Raw genomic sequence first — 22,450 nt, forward strand, 5'->3', positions numbered from 1 at the left:
CCAATCTCTCAGCGCCACCGCCCAATCAAAAACCTCAGATGCCCCCAGTCTCTCCCGAGCGTCTCCGCAGCTTCCACCGCGTCCCAGCACCTCAGCAGCGCCGGTGAAGGGGTATTTACGGATTAGGTCTGGGACCTGCAACCCCCAATTTGAAAAAACTTCACATTTCCGACCACCTTCTTCTTCACCTTAATAAAAACAACAGGTTAGCTTAACAAATCCTCCCGAGAACTCACAAAAAGGAGGTTTATAGAAAGAGAAAGAACGGTCTCTCGGCGGAATCGTACCCAATGCTTGGTACGCGCCCTGAGTCAGGCGCATGAAAACGCCGCCCGACTCTCCTCGGGCGGCGCAATTTACTGCGATGGTTATAGGGTTACTTCAGATCAAAACGATCCGCGTTCATCACCTTGTTCCAGGCCGAGACGAAATCGCAGACAAATTTGCCACCTGCGTCGTCCTGACCATAGACCTCAGCCAGTGCCCGCAGCTGCGAGTTCGACCCAAAGACCAAATCCACGCGGGTACCTGTCCACTTCACGTCACCACTTGCGCGGTCGCGGCCTTCATAGACGCCGTCACCGGATGGTTTCCATTCGGTGCCCATATCCAGCAGGTTCACGAAGAAATCGGTGCTGAGCGTGCCGACCCGTTCGGTCAGCACACCATGAGAAGTTCCGTCAAAGTTTGTGCCCAGCACACGCATCCCACCTACAAGCGCAGTCATCTCCGGTGCCGACAGCGTCAACAGTTGCGCTTTGTCCACTAGCAGGGCCTCGGCCGGAACCGAGTATTCCTTGTGCAGGTAGTTGCGGAAACCGTCCGCTATCGGTTCCATCACCGCGAAAGACTCGACATCCGTCTGCTCTTGCGAAGCATCGGTGCGGCCGGGGCTAAAGGGAACATCAACGTCATGACCTGCGGCCTTGGCTGCCTTTTCGATGGCAGCACCACCACCCAAGACAATGAGATCGGCCAATGAGACCTTCTTGCCACCAGACTGTGCGTCATTGAACGCTTTCTGAACGCCTTCCAGCGCATTCAGCGCCTTGGATAGTTTCAGCGGTTCGTTGACCTCCCAATCCTTCTGCGGGGCCAGACGAACGCGCGCACCGTTGGCACCGCCGCGCATATCCGATCCCCGGAAGGTCGAGGCCGAAGCCCATGCGGTCGACACCAGATCTGAGACAGACAATCCCGTCGCGAGTATCTTGGCTTTCAGATCGGCTACATCAGCGTCGTCAATAAGCGCGTGATCGACGGCCGGGACGTTGTCTTGCCAAATAAGCTCTTCGCTAGGTGCCTCGGCTCCCAGATAACGCGCACGCGGACCCATGTCGCGGTGGGTCAGTTTGAACCACGCGCGGGCAAAGGCATCGGCAAATTCGTCCGGGTTTTCGTGGAAGCGCTTCGAGATCGGGCCATAGATCGGGTCCATGCGCATCGCCATGTCGGCGGTGGTCATCATAGTCTTGACCTTTTTCGATGGATCACCCGCTGCCGGGGCCATGTCCTCTTCCTTGACCCCAACAGGTTCCCAGATCCACGCGCCCGCTGGGCTCTTGGTCAGGTTCCAGTCGTAGCCAAACAGCAGGTCGAAGTAGCCGTTGTCCCACTTGGTCGGGTTTGCGGTCCAGGCACCCTCGATGCCGCTGGTGGTGGTATCATCACCCTTGCCGCTGCCAAAGTCGTTGATCCAGCCAAAGCCCATCGCCTCCATCGGGGCGGCCTCGGGTTCGGGACCGACAAGACCGGGATCACCGGCGCCGTGGGCCTTACCAAAGGTGTGGCCACCCGCAACCAAAGCAACGGTTTCTTCGTCATTCATCGCCATTCGGCCAAAGGTGTCGCGAATATCGCGACCTGAAGCCAAGGCATCTGGCTGACCATCTGGACCTTCGGGATTCACATAGATCAGACCCATTTGCACAGCGGCCAACGGGTTTTCCAGATCACGTTCGCCCGAATAGCGGCTGTGCGGGTTCTCGGTTGGGGCCAGCCATTCGGTCTCGGCACCCCAATAAATGTCTTCCTCAGGTGCCCAGATGTCTTCACGACCACCGGAGAATCCAAAGGTTGTGCCGCCCATGGATTCGATCGCGCAGTTGCCCGCCAATATGTAAAGGTCAGCCCACGAGATCTGGTTGCCGTACTTCTGCTTGATCGGCCAAAGCAGACGGCGCGCTTTGTCCAGGTTGCCATTGTCCGGCCAGCTGTTCAGAGGCGCGAACCGCTGATTGCCGGTCGATGCGCCGCCGCGGCCATCTGCCGTGCGGTAGGTGCCCGCTGCGTGCCAGGCCATACGAATGAACAAACCGCCATAGTGACCATAATCTGCGGGCCACCAATCTTGCGAATCTGTCATCAGCGCATACAGGTCTTCCTTCAGTGCCTTCAGGTCGAGCTTCTTGAACTCTTCGGCATAGTCGAATGTCTCGCCCATCGGGTTCGATGCAGGGCTATGCTGATGCAGAATCGACAGGTTCAGTTGGTTCGGCCACCAATCCCGGTTGGACCGGGCCTCGGCGCCATGCATTACCGGGCATTTGCCCATGTTGGGGGTATCACTTCCGTCCATATCGATCTCCAGTCCTGGCTAGATGTGTGCGTCGCGCGGTTAACTTTGAAACGAGAAACAGGGGTCTTGAGTGTTTTTGCGCTCGTCCTTGGCATGGGCGTTACGCGGGATCGCGCAGATCGGCCCTGCCTTCATTGTAGGAGATAGCATTAACGACTCGTTCTTTCTGTTTGGATGTAGATTTAGCAAATCCAAGCCATTCATATAAGTTTTGTTTTTTGATGATATTGATAATCCAGAGCTATCACTTGAACATCTACGCGCAGCCTGACCCTGAAGCGCGTGATTGCGACTGCACCACCAAGCTTCACCGTACCTCGCAAGTCGGGCACGAGAGAGAGTGGACGCAAATAAGCTTCCGATGATGGCCGCGCATGAAACGACTGAACTGAGTTAGCGCAAAACGGATTGACCGGCCCAGATTCAGTGGCCACTGACCTTCTTATAAAGGGCCGATTTATAGCCGAAGGGAATTCCCAATACCCCGACAAGCCACCCAACCGTTCGGGCGATCTGGATCAATCGCCGATCTGGTTGGAACGGAAACAGAAGGATTGCCCCTAACAGCGCCAACAAGCGAAAGGGGGTGCTCAAAAACCCCAAGATCGCCTTTGTTGGCTTCTGATCAAGCTTACGGCGCATATGGGTGTTGGACTGGTCCCTTCCCCGGGCGGTCTGATACCAGAATGACAACCTTTCGGGAGGAATGGTCTCGTACACAAAAGCGTCGGGCACCCAGCCGACCGGTAAGCCTGCAGCAACGGTCTCGGCATAAAACTTTGCATCCGTCCCGCCGGTCATCCGCATGGTTTCATCGAACCAAAGGCCGGTTTCGCTGAACAGACGTGTCTCGCCCAGCCAGTTATTTGTCACGATGGTCACGCCACCGGTACCGTTCAACGTGGCTTTCTTTGCAGCCGCGTTTTCCTTGTCGAGGTAACGATTGCTGATATTGCGCAACATCAGCCGCTGAATCGCGGTCTCCTGCCCCGATGGCCCCGCCGCACGAAGCGGAGCGCCCATTAGCACGGCAGAGCTGTTGCGATATCCGGCGACCAACCGTTCAAGCCAATCGACCGCCACCACTTCGTCATCATCGACAAAACAGAGCAGATCCGAGCCATTCTCCAACGCTTCGCGTGCGGCTCGGTTGCGTCCGAACGGGATGCCGAGTTCGGTCTCAAGGACATAGTTCAGACTTGCTCCATTAGGCAGCTTCTCCCCTACTGCCTGCACGGTACCTTCGCTGAGCGCTGCGCTGTCGTTTTCCACCACCAAACATCGCACCGAGCAGTCGGGCGGCAGCTTCATCTCTCCCCAGCTTCGAATCAAAGCGGCCAGCATCTCGGGCCGCTGCCGGGTCAGGGTCGAAACGGTAATGTTCAGCGGGACAGAGCGGTCTTTCATCGAAATCCCATACAATCCGTGCCGGTTTCTTGGCAAGGCGCGGTGATCAAGTGGCATCCTTCTGATGCTGCATCAGTGCTTCCAACCCTACACGGTAGTTCGGATAGAGCAATGAGACGCCCAGTTCATCCTTGATCCGATCATTCCGAACGCGCTTGTTCTCATTATAGAAACTGCGCGCCATCGGAGTCAGATCAGCCTCATCAAACGGAACAGCAGGTGGCATCGGCAGACCTTGCAACTCGGCGGCATAACCGATCACATCCTGCGGTGGCACCGGTTCATCATCACAGACATTGTAGATCGCACCCGGATTGGGTTTGGCCATCGACGCGATCAAAACCTGTGCGATGTCGTCAACATGAATGCGCGAAAACACCTGGCCCGGCTTGATGATCCGCCGCAAACCTCCGCGTTTCAGCTTTGAAAACGGCCCGCGACCCGGCCCGTAAATCCCTGCCAGTCGGAAGATATGCAAGGGCAGGCCCGGAATGCCGCCCCATTGCTCCTCGGCACGCACGCGCCAACGGCCACGTTCAGCCGTCGGTGTGGCGGGCGTCGTCTCATCCACCCAGCCTCCCTGGTGATCCCCGTAAACGGCTGTGGTCGACAGGTAGCCGACCCATTTGAACTGTCCGATCCGCGCGGCGATCTCATCCTTCAATTCCGCCAGCACCGGATCACCATCGGCTGTGGGTGCTGTAGAGACAAGCAGATGCGTCACCCCATCCAGATCAGGCCGATCCCCCGGCCAGACCCAAGGCTCGGCGCCCGAGTCGCGGATTGTCTCAAGTTGCTGGGAATCACGCGTGGTTCCGATGACCCGCCATGTGGTTGGATCCAGTTGCCTCGATATCGCTCGGGCAGAATAGCCGTGGCCGAAGGAGAATAGTGTCTGTGTCATGGTCCCTTTGATGATCTGCCCGGCACGTGGATGCAAGCGCCGGATGGACGCACTTGATTCGAATCCTCTGATGCGCATTCATTGAGAAATGACCAAAAAGACACCTGACTTGCACGCAGCCTACTCCCTGAAATCGCCCGAGGAGAACAAGCGCCTTTATGCGGAATGGGCAGGGGAATATGACGACAGTTTCGCAGCGCTTGAGGACTATCAACTCCACATCCACACGGCGCGCGCTTTTGTGGGTGCAGGCGGACAAGGCCCGGTATTGGATGTAGGCGCGGGCACGGGGTTATGCGGAGCTATTCTGGCCGGGTTGGGCGTGGGTCCGATCGACGCCACCGATATCAGCGCCGAAATGCTGGACGAGGCGATGCGCAAGGATATCTATCGCGACGCGATCGAAGCCGATCTCAATCAGGGCCTGCCGGTTCCGCGCGGCAGCTATGCCGGTGTCGTCTCGTCCGGAACGTTCACCCATGGCCATCTTGGGCCAGAAGTTTTGCCAGCGCTCTTGCGCGTCGCACGCCACGGTGCGCAGTTCGCCCTGTCGATCAACGCAAAACACTTTGAGGCGCTCGGGTTCGCCGATACCTTCCGCCGCCTCGAAGCGGATCAGATCAGAGACTTATCGTTAACGCAGGTCCGGATTTATGGCGATCTTGCTGCCGGCCCTAACAAAGATGACGTCGCTTTGATCGCGTTGTTTGAGAAAACCTAACCAAAGCTCTGCGTAGGTCATATACGGACCTATGCAGAACTCGGCGGGGCAGAACGCCCTCGTGATCTAAGTATACATCTGCTTCTTGAAAGCCCGTGTCCGCGTTGTCGCCTCGGCTGAACCATCGTGATAAGTGCCGAACCACTTGTCGAACGGAATCTCGGATGTGCCGTAGTTACACTCGAAATACCGGTGATGAAGCTGGTGGAAGAAGTCCCCTGCCCGCGCGGCATCCGTTTCACCAGCCTTCAGCTTTTCGAAACCCGAGTGAGACAGTACCGGGCTGATCTGCTGGAAGTAGGCGTGAAACAGCAGATGCAGCGGATGCGAGGGTACAATCAGATGGATGAAGTAGGTGGTGAAATAGAGAAGGTTTTCATACCAGTGGTTCGATATTCCCGACCATGGTCCGATATTGACGTTACGATGGTGCACAGCATGAACGTGCTTGTAGAGTTTCGGGTGATGTTCCAATCGGTGCACCCAGTAGAAATGAAGCCCTGACCACATCGGGATGAAAAGCATCCAGATCACGAACCAAACGGGGGCCGCGGCCCAGGTTATCACTGGCGCATAGCCATTCGCCATCGCCCAGTAGATCAGCCACTGATAGACCGTCGCCACAGTCATCGCACTTCCCAGCGTCCACCAGATGTTATCCAAAACCTGATTTCGAAAGGTAAACGACCCATTGTCACGTGTCAGATCACGCCGGTCGAATTTCTTGTACATGCCCTGCCCTTTGCGCATGTAAAGCCACCAATGCAGACCTCCTGCTATCATGATCTGAGGCACCATGTTCAGCAGCCAGATACGGAACATCCAGCCGGGCGCGAAACTCTGCATGGTCTCTAATGGAGGTAAAAACACGAAATAGGCGGCAAAAGCCATCACCATGCAAAGCGTCAGCGACGTAAGGGGAAGCCAAGCCCCTTTGTACCAGTTCAGGATAGCCGCAGGACGCGGCGGCCAGTTGAACAAAGGGTTCAAACCGACGGGCCCTTCGGGGCGGTAATTCCATCGGGCGGCTTCTGCATCATGTATATCGGTCATGGCTGAAACTCCTAACAGTGCGCTTCAGGTTGCGTAATCCGAGCCTTCGGCATCCAGAACAGATTTGATTTCGCGTAAATGTGCTTCGGCCTGACCGGGATATTCATCAAGCTCTTGCGCGGTTTTCTCAGCAATCTCATCGGACAGAACGCGCAAAGGTTGCCCGGTTTGAAGAGCACGAATGTACGTTTCTGCGGCGCGTTCAAAATAATAGAGTCTGTTAAAGGCATCTGCCGGACTGTCGCCGATCACCAAAACCCCGTGGTTGCCCATGATCATGACTTTCTTTTTCGGGTCCGACAGCATCGCGGCACAGCGCTCACCTTCGCTTTCAAAAGCCAGACCTCCGAATTCTTCATCGATTACGTAGCGATTGAAGAAAGTTGCGGTGTTCTGATCGATCGGCGGCAAGCTGCTGTCTGCCAGCGAGGCAAGAACCGTCGCAAAAATCGAATGCACGTGCATCACGCAGCGCGCATGCGGGCAATGGCGGTGGATCGATCCGTGGAGCCCCCAAGCCGTCGGATCCGGTGCGCCGGGCTGGTCCATGACATCTTTGTCATTGGCATCAAGCAGCAGCAGATTTGACGCCTTGATACGCGCGAAATGCATCTGATTGGCATTCATCAGGAACTGCGTGCCGTCTTCGTTCACCGCAAGGCTGAAATGGTTCGCCACCCCTTCATGCATGTTCAACCGTTCGGTCCAGCGGAATGCGGCGGCCATGTCCACGCGTTCGGACCAATGATCGATGTTGGGACGCAGGTTTGTAACGCTCATGCCGGGCTCCTTCGCTTGTCAATTGACTTCTGGGAAATCGTGCCTTCACCGCAAACGTTTGACCAACGAAAAAAACATGCCTAGTTCATTAGTAAAACTACTGGCAGAGTTATGAGCATGCAGAAATCACTTCCACCGCTCGGCTGGCTACGCACATTTGAAGCGGCGGCCCGTCATTTGTCATTCACGGGGGCGGCGCGGGATTTGAACATGACGCAAAGCGCAGTCAGCCAGCAAATCAAATCACTAGAGGGCTATCTGGGTCAGCCATTATTCCTACGTCGTCCGCGTGCATTGGAGCTGACCGAAGCTGGTATCACCTATCTGCCGGTCGTGCGTGAAGCCTTTCGAACTCTGGTAAGGGGGACACAAGCCGTCACGGGCGCACAACAAAACGCGGTTCAGGTCCAGAGCAATATCACTTTTGCCGTCAACTGGCTGGCTCCGCGCCTACCCCGGTTTCGGGAACTGCATCCGGATGTACATCTGAATATCTTCACCGAACTGTGGGAGCCTCGCGAAATGGCCGAAGGCGCGGCGGTGGAAATCCGCTATTCGCTGCGCCCAGCCGATACGGTGCGAACGGAATTGCTACGGACAGATCACTACTATCCTGTCTGTGCCCCCGACTTCCCGGTGACGCTGGAAACTCTGCAGGAACAGCCCCTGTTCGACTGTTCAAATTTGTTGTCGAATTGGGAGAGCTGGATCACAGATCAGGGCCTAACTTGGGGGAAACCTAAGGTAACCTATTCGACGACCTATCTGGTCAGCCTGTCGGTTGCGATGGCCGGAGGAGGCTTGTGTTTAGCCCACGACATGATCGCAAAACGGTTGATTGAAGAAGGCCGCCTGATCGCGCCGTTCAACCATCGCGCTACTATGCCCGAGGCCTATTATCTATTGCTATCGCCCCAAGCCGAGGAAACGCCGGGCGCGTTGGCGTTTGTCGACTGGCTGCGCGCGGAGATTGAAGCCGATCGCCACAACTAATCGCGGGTCGCTCCCGCCCATCTTTGATGCCCTTTGGGCATCTCCTCTGGTTGGGCGTGGCAGCGCTGGCGCGCTGCGGATGGCAGGTTTTGTGATGATTCCATGATACCTTAATAGTGGGGGTTGCACCTTGCGCCGCATTCGGGAAAGTTGGGCCATGGAATACACTCCCTTCCCAAGTTGGCCCGATACCACCCCTCGTCTCATTGCTGTTGCTGCTGGCCGCGAGGCTGCCGATTTGGTGATCCGTGGCGGCGTCTGGGTCAATGTGCATAGCCGCGAAACCCTGCCTGACCATGACGTGGCGATCGCTGCGGGGCGCGTTGCTTTTGTGGGGCCGGACGCCGCGCATTGTATCGGTCCTGAGACTCAGATCATCGAGGCGCACGGTCGCTATTTGGTGCCGGGGTTATGCGACGCACATATGCATATCGAATCTGGTATGTTGACCCCGGCAGAATTTGCCCGCGCAGTCACTCCGCATGGGACGACTTCGATGTTCACCGACCCGCATGAGATCGCCAATGTGATGGGGTTGGAAGGCGTGCGCCTGATGCATGACGAAGCGCTGATGCAGCCGGTGAACATCTTCACCCAGATGCCGTCCTGTGCACCCTCAGCACCGGGGCTTGAGACCACAGGGTATGAGATCACCGCCGAGGATGTGGTTGAGGCGATGTCTTGGCCCGGTATCATCGGACTGGGCGAGATGATGAACTTTCCCGGAGTCATTCATGGCGATCCGAAGATGTTGGCAGAGATCGCGGCCACACAACGCGCCGGTAAAACAGTTGGCGGGCACTATGCTTCGCCAGATTTAGGGCCTGAATTTGCCGCTTACGTCGCTGGTGGCCCTGCGGATGATCATGAAGGCACCTGCGAGGCCGACGCCATCGCACGTGTCCGTCAGGGAATGCGGTCAATGATGCGGTTGGGGTCGGCTTGGTATGATGTCGAAAGCCAGATTACTGCGGTGACTGAAAAAGGGCTGGACCCGCGCAACTTCATCTTGTGCACCGACGACTGCCATTCGGGAACGCTGGTAAATGACGGACACATGAACCGCGTAGTGCGACATGCGATTGCCTGTGGTTGCGATCCTCTGATTGCGCTGCAAATGGCGACGATCAACACGGCGACCCATTTTGGGTTGGAACGCGAGATCGGCTCGATTACACCCGGGCGGCGCGCTGACATTATCCTGAGTTCTGATCTGGTAGAGCTTCCGATCGAAACCGTGGTCGCGCGCGGTCAGATTGTGGCTGAAAACGGGACGGTAACGGTCGAATGCCCGCATCTGAACTGGCCCGCTAAGGCGCGAAATACCGTACACCTAGGGCATGCGTTGACCTCGACAGACTTTGAAATCGCAGCCCCTGCCGGAGCGAACCGTGTCATGGCCAACGTGATCGGGGTGGTTGAAAATCAGGCCCCAACGCAAGCGTTGAAATCCGAGCTGCCGATTATCGAAGGGCTTGTTGAAGGCGAAGGCGATGTGTGCCAAATCGCATTGGTCGAACGGCATCGCGCCACGGGGGGTGTGACCAACGCCTTTGTCTCGGGCTTTGGGTATCAAGGCAAAATGGCCATGGCCTCGACCGTTGCGCATGACAGCCACCATATGATTGTTGTCGGCACCGACCGTGAACAGATGGCACTGGCCGCGAACCGGCTGGCCGAAGTGGGCGGAGGCATCACAATCTTTCGCGATGGCGAGGAACTGGCCTTGGTGGAACTGCCCATCGCAGGCTTGATGTCCGACAACCCAGCGACTGAGGTTGCCGCCAAAGCGGAACAAATGGTCGAGGCGATGAAGACCTGCGGCTGTCAGCTTAACAACGCATATATGCAGCATTCTCTGCTGGCCCTGGTTGTGATTCCTGAACTGCGGATCTCGGACCTTGGGCTGGTGGATGTACGTACATTCGAAAAGATCGACCTTCTGGAACCCCTTGCATGACTACTATCCGAACACCTGACGTTCCCAACCCCGAGAAATTTAGCGATCCGCTTGCAGCTGTCGCACGTTTAGAAGAGCTCTATGAACAGGCGACAAAATTCCTGTGCGATAGGTTTGCAAATGCACTTAAGAACGGCGCTCCTACCGAGAGGTTTCGGGCGTTCTACCCCGAAATCCGGATCAGGACCTCGTCTTACGCGCAGGTCGACAGTCGGCTGAGCTTCGGTCACGTGTCCGAACCAGGTACTCATGCCACGACAGTGACGCGCCCCGATCTGTTCCGGTCATACCTTACCCAGCAAATCGCACTATTGATCAAGAACCACGATCAGCCGGTCACAATCGGAGCCTCGGAAACGCCGATCCCGGTCCATTTCGCTGTCGCCAATAACCCGGATCTGGTTGTCCCGCATCAGGGTGCAGCTGGTTTCACTCTGCGCGATGCGTTTGATGTACCGGACCTGAATACAACAAACGACGATATCGTGAATGGCGTGCACGAGCTGGAAAACGAAGCCGGGCCCCTTGCGCTGTTCACGGCCCAGCGGGTGGACTATTCGTTGGCAAGGCTTTCGCATTACACCGCGACTGACCCCGGTCATTTCCAAAACCACGTGCTGTTCACCAACTATCAGTTCTATGTCTCGGAATTTGAGAGCTACGCACGGGCTCAACTGGCCGATCCCGACAGCGGCTATACCAGCTTTGTCTCGACCGGGAATGTTGAGATCACGGACGCCGAAGCCGTACTGGAACAGCCCCTTAAACTGCCGCAAATGCCAACCTACCACCTGAAACGCGCGGATGGGTCTGGGATTACGCTGGTCAATATCGGCGTCGGGCCATCGAATGCCAAAACGGCCACCGACCACATTGCGGTTCTGCGCCCGCACGCCTGGTTGATGGTCGGCCACTGCGCCGGTCTGCGCAACACGCAGGCGCTTGGGGATTTCGTACTGGCACATGCCTACCTGCGCGAGGACAAAGTGCTGGACGACGATCTGCCCGTCTGGGTGCCGATCCCACCGCTGGCCGAAGTCCAGGTCGCGCTGGAACAGGCTGTGGCCGAGGTAACCGAGTTGGAAGGCTACGAGCTGAAACGTATCATGCGAACTGGTACAGTCGCCTCAGTCGATAACCGCAATTGGGAGCTTCGCGATCAGTCCGGCCCGGTGCAACGGCTCAGCCAGTCCCGTGCGATTGCGCTGGATATGGAAAGTGCAACAATCGCAGCCAACGGTTATCGGTTCCGGGTTCCTTACGGCACCTTGCTGTGCGTCTCGGATAAGCCCTTGCATGGTGAATTAAAGCTTCCCGGCATGGCTTCGGCGTTCTATACCACTCAGGTCAGTCGTCATTTGGCGATCGGAATCCGGGCGATGGAGCACTTGCGCGGCATGCCGCTGGAACGGTTACACAGCCGGAAATTGCGTTCGTTTGACGAAACGGCCTTTCTCTGAAGCAAAAAAGCAACGAATTTCCCCTATTTTTGGGGTTTTTAGTGCTACTATTCGTTGTGTTCAGCCACAATATCCCGTTACAGTTACGCGGTGAGGCCCTATAGATCGGGCACGTTAAGGAGACCAAGAAATGGCAAAGCCTATGACAAAGACTCAGCTGGTGGCTGCTCTCGCTGAGGAAATGGGAACTGACAAGAAATCTGCAAATGCCGCGCTGGAGGCCATGACCGGCCTGATCACTCGCGAAGTTTCGGCAGGTGGTGCCGTCACCCTGCCCGGCGTTGGCAAAATCTACTGCCGCGAGCGCCCCGAGCGCATGGTGCGCAACCCCGCCACCGGCGAGCAGTTCAAGAAAGAAGCCGACAAAGTGGTCAAAATGACCATCGCGAAAGCTCTGAAAGACAGCGTCAACGGCTAATTCGCCGAAGACAGATCGCAAGATCGAAGGGGTCGCCACCGGGCGGCCCTTTTTTTGTCTGAATAAGTTATGTAAGCATCTGATTAATATCGAGTTTTTGCCGCTATCGCCATAGTTGTGTCATATTCCTCATCCACTCGCTTAATGGGAAGTATTATTGAGGAATCTCGATTTATGGCACGATATCAAACCACTGAATTCGATACAGAAAATCAATTCGACTGGGCAAGCATCCAATACACGATTGAAGACGATGTTGTCGTTGCAACGCGGACGACTTTTGATGCCGGATACGAGGTCTTCGGGACTTACGAAGACGGCGTTTTGCGTCAGGAATTTTATGTCGGAACAGATGAGGCACTGGGCTTTGATAATCGGTTCATTGACTATGACGCCAATGGAATAATGACCGAACGCGGAACGGTTTACCCAGACAGTATCCGCGTGACCGAGACCTTTCAAAATGGTGTTCCGAATGAGATTCTCATCCAAGATGGGTTTTTCGGAGACGGTGCAAAATCCTGGAACCAGATCGTTCTACGCTATGATGCGTCGGGCAATATCATAGGCCGCACGATAACAAACGATAATGGTGCCCGGACGGTTGAAGCCTTCGCGCCCGGTCATTTCAGTACTGTTCAGGACTTTCTACAAACCAAATCCTGGGATCGGATCGACACGTTCTTCGATGTCAACGGAGAGACAACCGGACGGACGACCACCTATGACAATGGAATTGTCAAACAGGAAACGTGGACAGACGGACAGCGTAGCAACGTAACGCAGACAGACGGAAGCGACACAAAGTCGTGGGAAACCATCAGCACCTCATTTGATCGCAGTGGAAAGAAATCTGAAAAGACAACGACATATGACAATGGAGTCGTGAAACATGAGATCTGGTCAAATGGCCAGCGCGTCAGCATCAGCCAGACTGATGAGCTGGATGCGAAATCCTGGGATTCGATCACGACCGCCTATCAGGACGGACAAATCTCGGAACGTCGGCTGGAGAAAGATAATGGGGACGTAACCGTTGCACTTTATGCGGATGGAAAACGTTCTGACGTGCTGCAACTGGACGGGGACGACAGTGCTTCTTGGGCATTGAAAGTCACCAGCTATCCAGACGCAGCCGGGAAAGAGATTTCTTTGTATGAAAAGGTCGAGGACATCCCTGAATCCTTGTTCCAATACTTCCCGGAACTGACCCCGCCTGACCCGCTTGAAGAGTTCGTGCTGGATTTCAATGACGGAACCCGCATCAAAGACAATGATCAGGTGCTGAATGGTGTATTTATTGCAAGTGTTAGCAAAGGGCAGAGCAACACTGATGGCATTCTAACCCCATACGAATACGGTGGCTCAAACCCCGACCCCGACCTGGAGGCATTCAATTCCTGGGGGGGCAACGGTTGGCTTCTCCAAAAGCGATGGCGAAGAATTCAACTTCAACAGCGTTTCCTTGGCCAATGCTTCCAGATCGGACACCACGTATATTCCTGAATCGAACTGGGCAAACCAAGTCACAATCAATGCCTATAATCGCGATGAGCTGGTGCACTCCGCAGAGGTCGATCTGACATTCGATCACGTCACCCACGAATTTGACTGGCGCGATATTGATCACGTCGAGTTCGTCGCATCGGGAGGTGAAATCACCAACGAGCACGTTGAGAACGCGGGTTGGTTCTCGATGGACGATCTTAGCTTTTTCGCCTGAATCAAGCGACAAGCTGAATCATAATGATGAGCAGTGCTTTTCTACAAAAGCTCTACCCATTCTCATTGCGCGCAAGCTCATTGATGCCAACTAGCGGGCGACCCCGCTATTCGACGCAATGGGTCCTTGCAGCTCATGTTAAAATCAGGAACAGTCGCCCGAATTTCATCAGGAGGCCGTAATGGACTTGCGCGCCATCGCCATGGGGCTTGTTTTCGCCCTCATCTGGTCTTCGGCCTTCAGTTCGGCGCGGATCATCGTTGCCGATGCCTCGCCTTTGTTCTCGTTGGCGCTGCGATTTCTGATTTCGGGACTAATTGGCGTGGCGATCGCACGCGCCATGGGGCAAAGCTGGCGCCTGACTCGCAACCAATGGCGCGCCACTATTCTGTTCGGAATCTGCCAAAATGCCCTTTATTTGGGTCTAAACTTCTATGCGATGCAGACAGTCGAGGCTTCGGTCGCGGCGATCATCGCCTCGACTATGCCCCTGCTGGTAGCCCTAGCCGGCTGGCTGCTATTGGGTGAGCGGATACGCCCGCTGGGCATCGTCGGCTTGCTGGCAGGTTTTGTCGGTGTCGCGCTAATCATGGGTAGCCGGATTAACGCTGGTGTCGATCTGTTCGGGGTTCTGCTCTGCGGAATCGGGGCGCTGGCGCTGACCTTTGCCACCTTGGCTGTTCGGGGGGCGACTTCGGGCGGTAACTTCATGATGGTGGTTGGGCTGCAGATGCTTATCGGATCGGCGGTGCTGTTTCTCGCCGCCCCGGTGTTCGAGTCTATTCATATCCACGCCACACTGCCTTTTATGCTGGCTTTCACCTACACCACGTTATTCCCGGGCCTTCTGGCAACTTTCATCTGGTTCCTGCTACTGGATCGCATCGGCCCGATCCGTGCAGCAACGTTCCATTTCCTCAACCCTGTATTCGGCGTGACCATCGCCGCCATTTTACTAGGTGAGAAGCTGGGCCCATTGGATGCGGTGGGGGTTCTGATCACAACGCTGGGAATTCTTGCTGTACAGCTGTCGCGCGAACCCGGTCAGCGCAGCAACGCCTCGACCTGATCTATCAATTTAGGCGCATTTGGCTTGGCGCTTGACCCATAGGTGGCAACGACCTCACCCTCGGGGCCAATAAGCACTTTGTTAAAGTTCCATTTCGGGACAAAGCCAGTCTGCGCAGCAACAGCTTGGTAAAACGGATGGGCATCCGAACCTTTCACTGGAGTGATATCCGTCATCGGAAGCGTAAGGTCATAATTTAGTTCGCAAAAATTCTTGACCTCTTTCGACGACGCCAGCTCTTGTTTGAACGAATTCGACGGGACCGCCAGTACCACCAGCCCGCGTTCTTCATATGTTTCGTGCAGCTCCTGCAACGCTGCGTATTGTCCGGTAAAGCCGCAAAGCGACGCCGTGTTGACCACAAGCACGGGCTGTCCGCGCCAGTCTTCCAGTGATAATGTCCCGCCATCGATTGATGAAAATTCGCCCGTCAGTGGTGCCGCCTGAAGGGCTTTGCCCAACAAGATCAAAGCAGTCAACAGAGCCATACGGAACATCACTTCACCTCCTGTTATAAGTCATACGCGCTGTGCATTCGTTTGGATCAACTGCACAGACCCGCGAGCGCGCTGTAATATGGTTTTGATTCCTGCGCATCTATGCCCAAATAGGACATCATCATTCAAACACCGGAGGATCCATGTCCCGTTATACCAAAGACCCCGAGGTCATTGCGGCCCTCTCACCTGAAGAATTTCACGTCACCCAGCGCAGCGGCACCGAACGCCCGGGCACTGGCAAGCTGTTGAACAACAAGGAACCGGGCATCTACGTGGATATCGTCTCGGGCGAGCCGTTGTTCGCCTCGACCCACAAATACGAATCCGGCTGCGGCTGGCCCAGTTTCACCAAGCCAATCATACATGAACATGTCGAAGAGTTTCGCGACACCACTCATGGCATGATCCGGACCGAGGTCCGCTCGAAACACGGCGACAGCCACCTGGGCCACGTGTTTCCCGATGGCCCCCGCGAACATGGCGGGCTACGCTATTGCATCAATTCCGCCTCGCTGCGGTTCATTCATCGCGACGAGATGGAGGCCGAAGGGTATGGCGAATTTCTGATCCATGTGGAGGATATCTGATGACCGATGAACGCGCCGTTCTGGCCGGAGGCTGCTTTTGGGGCATGCAGGACCTGATCCGCAAACTGCCCGGCGTCTCGCGCACCCGCGTCGGGTACACCGGCGGCGATGTGCCAAACGCAACTTATCGCAACCACGGCACCCATGCTGAAGGGATCGAAATCTGGTTCGACCCGACCCAGATCACCTATCGCGATCTGCTAGAGTTCTTTTTCCAGATCCACGACCCGACCACCCTGAATCGTCAAGGCAATGACCGCGGAATGAGTTATCGCTCGGCGATCTACTATGTGGACGATGCCCAGAAACAGGTGGCCGAAGATACAATTGCCGATGTCAACGCCAGTGGCATTTGGCCCGGCAATGTGGTGACCGAAGTCGAACCCGTCGGCGATTTCTGGGAAGCCGAGTCCGAGCATCAAAATTACCTAGAGCGCATCCCCAACGGATACACCTGCCATTTCCCGCGCCCGGACTGGGTGCTGCCAAAACGCTCCAGTGCGGCAGAATGATATGCGCGGTATAGCCCCTTGCGGGGCTATCCGACCGCCACCCGAGGTCGTCCACTGGCCTCGACCGTGATCAACGCTTCGACGAATACCTCTTGCGCTTCAATCTTGGCGGTGCGGATATCGCGGTCGACTGTCACGCGTATATCCTCGGCACCTGCTTGGCGCACCGCGCCCTCAGCCTCGTTGCGCAGCACGTCTTCAAGCAGCTGCAGAGCGGAATTCGAGTCCGAAAAATCCTGCGGCCCCTCTTCCAGATGTACCCGATAGCGGCCTTCGGCCGGGGACGTAACTGAACCGGCACGCCGAAGGGTCAGCCGCCCGACAACCGCACCGATGGCATTTGCAACACCGGCATGCTCTGGCAGGACCATCTTGCAATGCAACCGCTCTCCGACTGCCGGGTAATAGCTGGGGGCCGAAGCCCCAAGGCCCACCACATCCACATTCAGCGCGGCATCCAATGCCAACAACCCACGGTGTTTCGCCAGCCCGCGCTGCGTCAGAACATGCCGGGCCAGATCTCTTGCAGGCTGGTCAAACCCATGGCTTTCCTCGGCAAAAGCAGTCTCTAATAAGGTCAATGAGGTTTGTTCCGTCAACTGATCGACAATGAGCTGAGCCAGCGCTTCAGGCGATACTGCCAGCTTGTCCCCTGATCCAACCCGCTTACGCGCCATCAGTTCCAGCGCCTTGAGCGCTGCCGAGCAGTCCCAATCCGCAAGCCGCCCCAGAGCATGGCTGGCATCCGAAGGGGTGACACCCGAGACCTGTACGATCCCGCGATCCACCAAACGACCCAGTGCCCCATGCTCCATCCGGGTTTGCAACAGACTGCTGAGCGGCACAACACGATCCTCCAACCGGTCCAGTAACACTGATTCACGCGGCCCGACCCCATCGGCGGGGATACCCGACACACGACGGGCAAACCTCGTGTCATGTTCACCTACGGTCGTCGCCCGCAATTGCTCATCCAATGCCGCATGTACCACATCCGGGGCCTCAGCTGCGATCAGCGACACCGGCAGCACCCGACGCGGCCCAAGGAAGACACCGCCGCCCAAGCCTTCGGTCACCACATGCACCTGACTGTCACCGCCCAAACCATGAGTCCGCATCGCAACCGCTTCGACCATGGTCCGGAAACCGCCAACCTGCGCGCCTGCAGGGTCGATGGCGGGTTTGCCATCCCGGATCAGCGCGACGTCGGTCGTAGTCCCGCCGATATCGGACACCAGCGCGTTCTCAGCTTCGGTCAACCAGCGCGCGCCAACGATAGAGGCCGCAGGGCCACTTAGGATCGTTTCAATCGGACGCTCCCGCGCCTGCTCGGCGCTCATCAAAGCGCCATCCCCGCGCACAACCATCATTGGGGCGGTGATGCCCTGCGCGCGCAACTGATCCTGCGCGCGCCCGATCAAGCGGTCGATCATCCCGATCAATCGTGCATTCAGCACGGCGGTCACCGCACGCTTTGGCCCATTCAGCTTGGCCGACAGGTGATGAGAGCACGTGACCGGCACTCCCGTACGCTCGGAAATCACGCGCGCCACTTCCAGTTCATGCGCCGGATTCCTGGTCGCGAACTGTGCCGCAACCGCATAACCGGAAATGCCTGAATGTGAGTCTAAAAAGGCCTCAAGCCCTGCAACATCCAATTCGGCGACCTGACCCCCGGCATGGTTGTGCCCCCCGGCCAGAACCAAAGCCGGATCGCCCTTCAACGCCTCTCTTAGACCGTGTTTCTCAAGGTCGCTTTCCCGAAACCCGACATAGATCAACGCCACGCGCCCGCCCTGGCCTTCGACCAACGCATTGGTGGCCAGCGTTGTCGACAACGATGCCATCCCAATCTGATCCGGAGACACATCAGCCGTCTCTAGCACAGCAGAAACCGCGCGCCCCACACCAATCGCTAGATCCGCTCGTGTGGTCAGCGATTTGGCCGACGCGATCACCTCGCGCTCATCCCGGATCAGCACCGCATCCGTATAGGTTCCGCCCGTATCCACCCCCAAAGCCAACGCCATCGGGTCCTCCATCTGTTCGCCAGAACCGGGTGTAACGTTTTCCTGCGGCGCGTCCAGCCTGTTTACGACAACCGGGATGCCGCCCAGCGCGCTGCATCAGCCACGGTCGGATCCGGATCATCGGTCAGCGCCTGAGCAACCGGCAGTAACGCCGGCACCGCTGAGTTCCCAATCGCATAAAGCACGTTCCGCACGAACCGATTCCGGCCGATCCGCTTTATCGGCGAGCCCGAGAACATCGCGCGGAATGCTGTATCATCCAGCTGCGCCAGTTCCGCCAACGGAGGCGCCTTTAGCTCCTCCCGCGCCGCATAGCGAAGGTCACTGGCCGCGACCGCAAACTTGTTCCACGGGCAGGCCGCAAGACAATCATCGCAGCCGTAGATTCGGTTGCCCAACAGCGCGCGCAGCTCTTCCTCCACCGGCCCCTTATGCTCGATGGTCAGATACGAAATACAGCGCCGCGCATCCAACTGATACGGTGCCGGAAACGCGTCGGTCGGACAGGCCGTCAAACACGCGCGGCATGAGCCACAATGGTCGACCTCAGCGCCATCCACAGGCAAATCCAAAGTTGTGAAAACAGACCCTAAAAAGGCCCAATTTCCCCAATCCTGACTGACAAGATTGGTATGCTTGCCCTGCCAGCCTAGCCCAGCGGCCTGCCCCAGCGCCTTCTCTGGCACCGGAGCAGTATCGACAAACACCTTCACTTCACCCCCACCCTCGGCAATCAGCCAGCGCGCCAATCGTTTGAGGCGCTTCTTAACCAGATCGTGATAATCCTTGTTCTGCGCATAAACCGAAATGGCGCCCAAGTTGGAATGCGCCAGCACCGCAGTCGGGTCATGCTCGGGCGTATAGCTCTCCGCAAGCATGATCACCGACCGCGCGTCAGGCCACAGCACAGACGGATCACCGCGCCAATGAGCCCGCTCAGCCATCCAGCCCATCTGGCCATGATATCCGGCTTGTAGAAAGGCATCCAACCGTTCGGGAACAAGGGGCACATCCCAAGGACGACAAACCCGACAGGCGACAAACCCCTCAGACAAGGCTTGCTCCACCAACCGCTGTTTCAACTCCGATCCGCTCTTCATCTGGCCAAAAATACCTTCGGGGGTGAATTGGCCCAATGGCCAAGAGGGGGCGGACAGCCCCCTACCCCTCAATCTATCAGAAATCCAGATCCGCGTAATGTGGCGGTGGCCGGAATCCCGGAACCTGATCCGCCAGAATCGAGCGGAACGCCGGGCGGGATTTGATCTTGGCGTACCAGTCCTTCACCGCAGAGCTTCGGTTCCAATCTACGTCCGAAATGTAATCCAGCGCCGACAGATGCGCCGCCGCGGCGAAATCGGCCAATGTCATCTGATCTCCGGCCAGCCAGCGACGGTGATCCAGCAGCCAGGCCATATAATCCAGATGATACTTGATCGCGCGCGCGCCTTCCTTGACGTTCTTGCTGTCCGGATAGCCTTGCCCCGTTACTTTCTTGTTCACCCGCTCATACAGTAGCTTTGAGGTCACCTCGTGGTGAAACTTGTCATCAAACCAGCCTACCAAACGCCGCACCTCATAACGTGCTTCGGCTTTTTTAGGCATCAAGGGTGGCTCGGGTCGGGTCTCTTCGATATATTCGCAGATCGCGGCGCTTTCGGCCATGATCTGACCATCCAGTCGCAGCACAGGAACCTTACCCGCCGGGTTGCGGCGCAAAAAATCCGGGTCCTGTTCCCAGTATCGTTCTTCGACCAGCTCAACCTCGATCTTCTTTTCGGCCAGAGACAGGCGAACCTTGCGGCAATAGGGCGAGAGGGGAACGTGAAACAGACGCGCCATGAACTTCCATTCGAACCAGTAGAGTACCCTTCAAGCTTTAGCCGCTGAGGGGTCTGGGTTTCAATCCTCGAAACACGCGGCGCGTCCATCTGCGCGGATGGTGGCCGCTCCATCCAGAATTGACGCGGCACGCCTGCGGGTCCGCACCGATGGATCCGTCACCGACCGGTTGCGCGGGGATGGCAGAATCGCCGCCACACGCGCCGCTTGTGTCGGAGACATTTTTGCCGCACTCACCCCATAATACTTCTGCGCCGCGGCCTCGACGCCAAAGATCCCTTGTCCGGTTTCCGCGACGTTCAGATACACTTCGAGAATGCGCTGCTTGCTCCAGACGATTTCAACAACCGGTGTCATCGAGGTTTCAAGCGCCTTGCGGACCCAGCTGCGCCCCTGCCAGAGAAATACATTCTTGACCACCTGCTGCGTGATGGTCGATGCACCCCGGCTGCCGCCATCTTCCAGCGCATCGCGGATCGCTTCGACATCAAAGCCCCAATGCAGGCAGAAGTTGGCATCCTCGGCTGCTACGACCGACCGCGCCATGATCGGGGCAATCTCTTCGATCGGCACCCACTCGCGATCAACCTTCCCAAGCCGACGCCACTCGGACCAGATCGTATGCGTGACCGGCGGGTTCACGACTGAATAGATCAGAACCAAAGACACAAAAGCCACGACCATCGCCAGAACAACACGAAGGGCCCAGCGCCGTATCCGAGCGATGGGGCCTGTTGTTTTGTTTGATCTGGACGCCTTCTTTTTCTTACCGCGCGGTTTGCGGACTGCTTTTTTTGCCATGCCTTGCTATACGCCGCGAAGGGCGTATTTGAAACGGATTATTTCGACAACATCTGTCCGTCGCGCGGTCGCACAACCGGGCGTGCAGTTCTGACTGAGGCTGCTCCGCGCGCCGCCAACTCCGGGAACAAGGCCAATACTTCTGCTTGCGTCCGACGCTCGGCCTGGGTCAGTGCATGTCCCGGGTAGTAGCTTTCACTTTTGGCGCCATTGGCGAACACGATCTCATGTCGCCGGAACAGAATGTGGATATAATCCACCTCGCCCCCTTCGACACGCGTGACTGTTGTTCCGTTCACAAGACAATGGGCAGCGATCAGAACTTCTTCATGGCCAAACAGGTAGGGTGCACGCCAATCATCGATCAGCATCCTGTGCTGCGGCGAAACAAGCAGAGGGCGCGTGAGCCCGAACATCCCTGTCTCGAACCGAATTGGGGCCAGTTTACCCTCGGCTGCTACCTTGGTCCGACCAATCCAGAGCACAGGTTTAGCGCCGCTATCCGCGGTCGTAACCAGATCTCCAAGTTTCAGGTCCTCGACCGGCCGGGGCCCATCGGGGGTATTAATCAATGTGCCGGGCGTAAAGCAGGGCGGACCGAGATCACCGTTGGCGATATCGACCGAACCAAACGAAGCCCCATCATCGCTAAAATCGGTGACTGACGAAGAAACAAACGTGCCTTGCTGCAGAACCGATCCGTCTGTTGGGGTAAAAACCTCGCGCCCGTCAGCAAGGTAGAAGGTAACGCCGGTATATGTAACCTGCGCACCACCCGGCAACTCGATCGTCACCATATCATCGAAGTAAGACGCAGTGATGTCAGATCCGTCGACCGAGTCTCCATTCAGCCGGTTGACCAGATCATCGTCATTCTGATCGATGATATCAAAGAACTCGACGTTCAGCGTGGATCCAACAACGGTTCCGTTCGCACCCGGATTGGCCGGGTCGAGCACAAAAAACTGGTCTGTATACGTCGTGGGCACACCGATATTCCACTTCACTCACATCATTGGGATAGCAGCATGCCTGCATTTCCCGAATAAACTATGACTAAAGCTAGGCGTTATGCACGGCATTACACAAGAATTGGAAACAATATGGCCAGA

Annotated in this window: 21 protein-coding genes; 10 read left to right on the plus strand and 11 right to left on the minus strand. The window is 56.8% G+C overall.

Annotation, left to right across the window (positions count from 1 at the left end; translation table 11 throughout):
* Window positions 1-376 precede the first annotated feature (376 nt).
* The 3 genes from katG to ACR0DK_RS19210 form a co-directional block, all read right to left on the minus strand.
* Entirely contained in the window at window positions 377-2,578 is a 2,202-nt protein-coding gene (katG, locus tag ACR0DK_RS19200) for a catalase/peroxidase HPI (protein ID WP_170613452.1), read from the minus strand.
* 423 nt (window positions 2,579-3,001) lie between these two features.
* A complete protein-coding gene (locus tag ACR0DK_RS19205) occupies window positions 3,002-3,985 on the minus strand; it encodes a glycosyltransferase (RefSeq protein WP_170567193.1) in 984 nt (327 codons plus the stop codon).
* Window positions 3,986-4,031: 46 nt separating this feature from the next.
* Complete coding sequence (locus tag ACR0DK_RS19210; RefSeq protein WP_170408734.1) at window positions 4,032-4,889, minus strand: SDR family oxidoreductase; 858 nt, start codon at window positions 4,887-4,889, stop codon at window positions 4,032-4,034.
* 88 nt (window positions 4,890-4,977) lie between these two features.
* Between ACR0DK_RS19210 and ACR0DK_RS19215 the strand changes: the two genes are divergently transcribed.
* On the plus strand, window positions 4,978-5,610 hold the full coding sequence (locus tag ACR0DK_RS19215) for a class I SAM-dependent DNA methyltransferase (protein ID WP_170408735.1): 633 nt from the start codon (window positions 4,978-4,980) through the stop codon (window positions 5,608-5,610).
* 66 nt (window positions 5,611-5,676) lie between these two features.
* Here ACR0DK_RS19215 and ACR0DK_RS19220 read toward each other — a convergent pair whose 3' ends face one another.
* Both ACR0DK_RS19220 and ACR0DK_RS19225 read right to left on the minus strand, forming a co-directional pair.
* Window positions 5,677-6,663 carry a sterol desaturase family protein gene (locus tag ACR0DK_RS19220; RefSeq protein WP_170426230.1) on the minus strand — a complete coding sequence of 329 codons (987 nt, stop codon included), beginning with the start codon at window positions 6,661-6,663 and terminating at the stop codon, window positions 5,677-5,679.
* A 24-nt stretch (window positions 6,664-6,687) separates the two neighbouring features.
* The gene (locus ACR0DK_RS19225) at window positions 6,688-7,443 is read right to left on the minus strand and encodes a class II aldolase and adducin N-terminal domain-containing protein (protein ID WP_170426232.1); all 756 of its coding nucleotides are present in this window, start codon (window positions 7,441-7,443) and stop codon (window positions 6,688-6,690) included.
* A 117-nt stretch (window positions 7,444-7,560) separates the two neighbouring features.
* Between ACR0DK_RS19225 and ACR0DK_RS19230 the strand changes: the two genes are divergently transcribed.
* From ACR0DK_RS19230 to ACR0DK_RS19260, 7 genes are all read left to right on the plus strand, one after another.
* Window positions 7,561-8,436, plus strand: coding sequence for a LysR substrate-binding domain-containing protein (locus ACR0DK_RS19230; RefSeq protein WP_170734101.1), 876 nt, complete (start codon window positions 7,561-7,563; stop codon window positions 8,434-8,436).
* A 157-nt stretch (window positions 8,437-8,593) separates the two neighbouring features.
* Window positions 8,594-10,396 (plus strand): adenine deaminase, encoded by a 1,803-nt coding sequence (gene ade, locus ACR0DK_RS19235; RefSeq protein ID WP_480737667.1) that lies wholly within the window; start codon window positions 8,594-8,596, stop codon window positions 10,394-10,396.
* Window positions 10,393-11,856 (plus strand): AMP nucleosidase, encoded by a 1,464-nt coding sequence (locus ACR0DK_RS19240; protein WP_170399140.1) that lies wholly within the window; start codon window positions 10,393-10,395, stop codon window positions 11,854-11,856. Before ade ends, ACR0DK_RS19240 begins: the two co-directional genes overlap by 4 nt.
* 130 nt (window positions 11,857-11,986) lie before the next feature.
* On the plus strand, window positions 11,987-12,274 hold the full coding sequence (locus ACR0DK_RS19245) for an HU family DNA-binding protein (RefSeq protein WP_010442901.1): 288 nt from the start codon (window positions 11,987-11,989) through the stop codon (window positions 12,272-12,274).
* Window positions 12,275-12,448: 174 nt separating this feature from the next.
* On the plus strand, window positions 12,449-13,780 hold the full coding sequence (locus ACR0DK_RS19250; RefSeq protein WP_480737669.1) for a hypothetical protein: 1,332 nt from the start codon (window positions 12,449-12,451) through the stop codon (window positions 13,778-13,780).
* A complete protein-coding gene (locus ACR0DK_RS19255; RefSeq protein ID WP_480737671.1) occupies window positions 13,740-13,997 on the plus strand; it encodes a hypothetical protein in 258 nt (85 codons plus the stop codon). Before ACR0DK_RS19250 ends, ACR0DK_RS19255 begins: the two co-directional genes overlap by 41 nt.
* Window positions 13,998-14,178: 181 nt before the next feature.
* Window positions 14,179-15,066, plus strand: coding sequence for a DMT family transporter (locus tag ACR0DK_RS19260; protein ID WP_170399146.1), 888 nt, complete (start codon window positions 14,179-14,181; stop codon window positions 15,064-15,066).
* Here ACR0DK_RS19260 and ACR0DK_RS19265 read toward each other — a convergent pair.
* Window positions 15,042-15,563, minus strand: a complete 522-nt coding sequence (locus tag ACR0DK_RS19265) for a glutathione peroxidase (RefSeq protein WP_480737672.1) — start codon at window positions 15,561-15,563, stop codon at window positions 15,042-15,044. The two genes, ACR0DK_RS19260 and ACR0DK_RS19265, sit on opposite strands and share 25 nt — an antisense overlap.
* Before the next feature lie 143 nt (window positions 15,564-15,706).
* On the opposite strand from ACR0DK_RS19265, the gene msrB reads away from it, so the two are divergent.
* Both msrB and msrA read left to right on the plus strand, forming a co-directional pair.
* On the plus strand, window positions 15,707-16,153 hold the full coding sequence (gene msrB, locus ACR0DK_RS19270) for a peptide-methionine (R)-S-oxide reductase MsrB (protein WP_170399151.1): 447 nt from the start codon (window positions 15,707-15,709) through the stop codon (window positions 16,151-16,153).
* Window positions 16,153-16,665, plus strand: a complete 513-nt coding sequence (msrA, locus tag ACR0DK_RS19275; RefSeq protein WP_480737675.1) for a peptide-methionine (S)-S-oxide reductase MsrA — start codon at window positions 16,153-16,155, stop codon at window positions 16,663-16,665. The genes msrB and msrA overlap by 1 nt, the downstream gene beginning before the upstream one ends.
* A gap of 26 nt (window positions 16,666-16,691) precedes the next feature.
* On the opposite strand, the gene ACR0DK_RS19280 is transcribed toward msrA, so the two are convergent.
* The 5 genes from ACR0DK_RS19280 to ACR0DK_RS19300 all read right to left on the minus strand — a co-directional run bounded on the left by ACR0DK_RS19280 (window position 16,692) and on the right by ACR0DK_RS19300 (window position 22,345).
* Window positions 16,692-18,695, minus strand: a complete 2,004-nt coding sequence (locus ACR0DK_RS19280; RefSeq protein WP_480737677.1) for a hydantoinase/oxoprolinase family protein — start codon at window positions 18,693-18,695, stop codon at window positions 16,692-16,694.
* 62 nt (window positions 18,696-18,757) lie between these two features.
* A complete protein-coding gene (queG, locus tag ACR0DK_RS19285; RefSeq protein WP_170515246.1) occupies window positions 18,758-19,795 on the minus strand; it encodes a tRNA epoxyqueuosine(34) reductase QueG in 1,038 nt (345 codons plus the stop codon).
* A gap of 76 nt (window positions 19,796-19,871) precedes the next feature.
* Window positions 19,872-20,537 carry an FtsZ-binding protein FzlA gene (gene fzlA, locus ACR0DK_RS19290; RefSeq protein WP_170399162.1) on the minus strand — a complete coding sequence of 222 codons (666 nt, stop codon included), beginning with the start codon at window positions 20,535-20,537 and terminating at the stop codon, window positions 19,872-19,874.
* Window positions 20,538-20,597: 60 nt separating this feature from the next.
* Window positions 20,598-21,338 carry a monofunctional biosynthetic peptidoglycan transglycosylase gene (gene mtgA / locus ACR0DK_RS19295; protein ID WP_170598598.1) on the minus strand — a complete coding sequence of 247 codons (741 nt, stop codon included), beginning with the start codon at window positions 21,336-21,338 and terminating at the stop codon, window positions 20,598-20,600.
* Between the two features lie 38 nt (window positions 21,339-21,376).
* A complete protein-coding gene (locus ACR0DK_RS19300; protein WP_255611981.1) occupies window positions 21,377-22,345 on the minus strand; it encodes a Hint domain-containing protein in 969 nt (322 codons plus the stop codon).
* Window positions 22,346-22,450 lie beyond the last annotated feature (105 nt).

This window comes from Ruegeria sp. CE6 (genome assembly GCF_056537485.1).

Bases quoted from the DNA above. Each gene is read 5' to 3' on its own strand.
- katG (WP_170613452.1), bottom strand. From the start codon at position 2,578: ATGGACGGAAGTGATACCCCCAACATGGGCAAATGCCCGGTAATGCAT.
- ACR0DK_RS19205 (WP_170567193.1), bottom strand. From the start codon at position 3,985: ATGAAAGACCGCTCTGTCCCGCTGAACATTACCGTTTCGACCCTGACC.
- ACR0DK_RS19210 (WP_170408734.1), bottom strand. From the start codon at position 4,889: ATGACACAGACACTATTCTCCTTCGGCCACGGCTATTCTGCCCGAGCG.
- ACR0DK_RS19215 (WP_170408735.1), top strand. From the start codon at position 4,978: ATGACCAAAAAGACACCTGACTTGCACGCAGCCTACTCCCTGAAATCG.
- ACR0DK_RS19220 (WP_170426230.1), bottom strand. From the start codon at position 6,663: ATGACCGATATACATGATGCAGAAGCCGCCCGATGGAATTACCGCCCC.
- ACR0DK_RS19225 (WP_170426232.1), bottom strand. From the start codon at position 7,443: ATGAGCGTTACAAACCTGCGTCCCAACATCGATCATTGGTCCGAACGC.
- ACR0DK_RS19230 (WP_170734101.1), top strand. From the start codon at position 7,561: ATGCAGAAATCACTTCCACCGCTCGGCTGGCTACGCACATTTGAAGCG.
- ade (WP_480737667.1), top strand. From the start codon at position 8,594: ATGGAATACACTCCCTTCCCAAGTTGGCCCGATACCACCCCTCGTCTC.
- ACR0DK_RS19240 (WP_170399140.1), top strand. From the start codon at position 10,393: ATGACTACTATCCGAACACCTGACGTTCCCAACCCCGAGAAATTTAGC.
- ACR0DK_RS19245 (WP_010442901.1), top strand. From the start codon at position 11,987: ATGGCAAAGCCTATGACAAAGACTCAGCTGGTGGCTGCTCTCGCTGAG.
- ACR0DK_RS19250 (WP_480737669.1), top strand. From the start codon at position 12,449: ATGGCACGATATCAAACCACTGAATTCGATACAGAAAATCAATTCGAC.
- ACR0DK_RS19260 (WP_170399146.1), top strand. From the start codon at position 14,179: ATGGACTTGCGCGCCATCGCCATGGGGCTTGTTTTCGCCCTCATCTGG.
- ACR0DK_RS19265 (WP_480737672.1), bottom strand. From the start codon at position 15,563: ATGTTCCGTATGGCTCTGTTGACTGCTTTGATCTTGTTGGGCAAAGCC.
- msrB (WP_170399151.1), top strand. From the start codon at position 15,707: ATGTCCCGTTATACCAAAGACCCCGAGGTCATTGCGGCCCTCTCACCT.
- msrA (WP_480737675.1), top strand. From the start codon at position 16,153: ATGACCGATGAACGCGCCGTTCTGGCCGGAGGCTGCTTTTGGGGCATG.
- ACR0DK_RS19280 (WP_480737677.1), bottom strand. From the start codon at position 18,695: ATGGCGTTGGCTTTGGGGGTGGATACGGGCGGAACCTATACGGATGCG.
- queG (WP_170515246.1), bottom strand. From the start codon at position 19,795: ATGAAGAGCGGATCGGAGTTGAAACAGCGGTTGGTGGAGCAAGCCTTG.
- fzlA (WP_170399162.1), bottom strand. From the start codon at position 20,537: ATGGCGCGTCTGTTTCACGTTCCCCTCTCGCCCTATTGCCGCAAGGTT.
- mtgA (WP_170598598.1), bottom strand. From the start codon at position 21,338: ATGGCAAAAAAAGCAGTCCGCAAACCGCGCGGTAAGAAAAAGAAGGCG.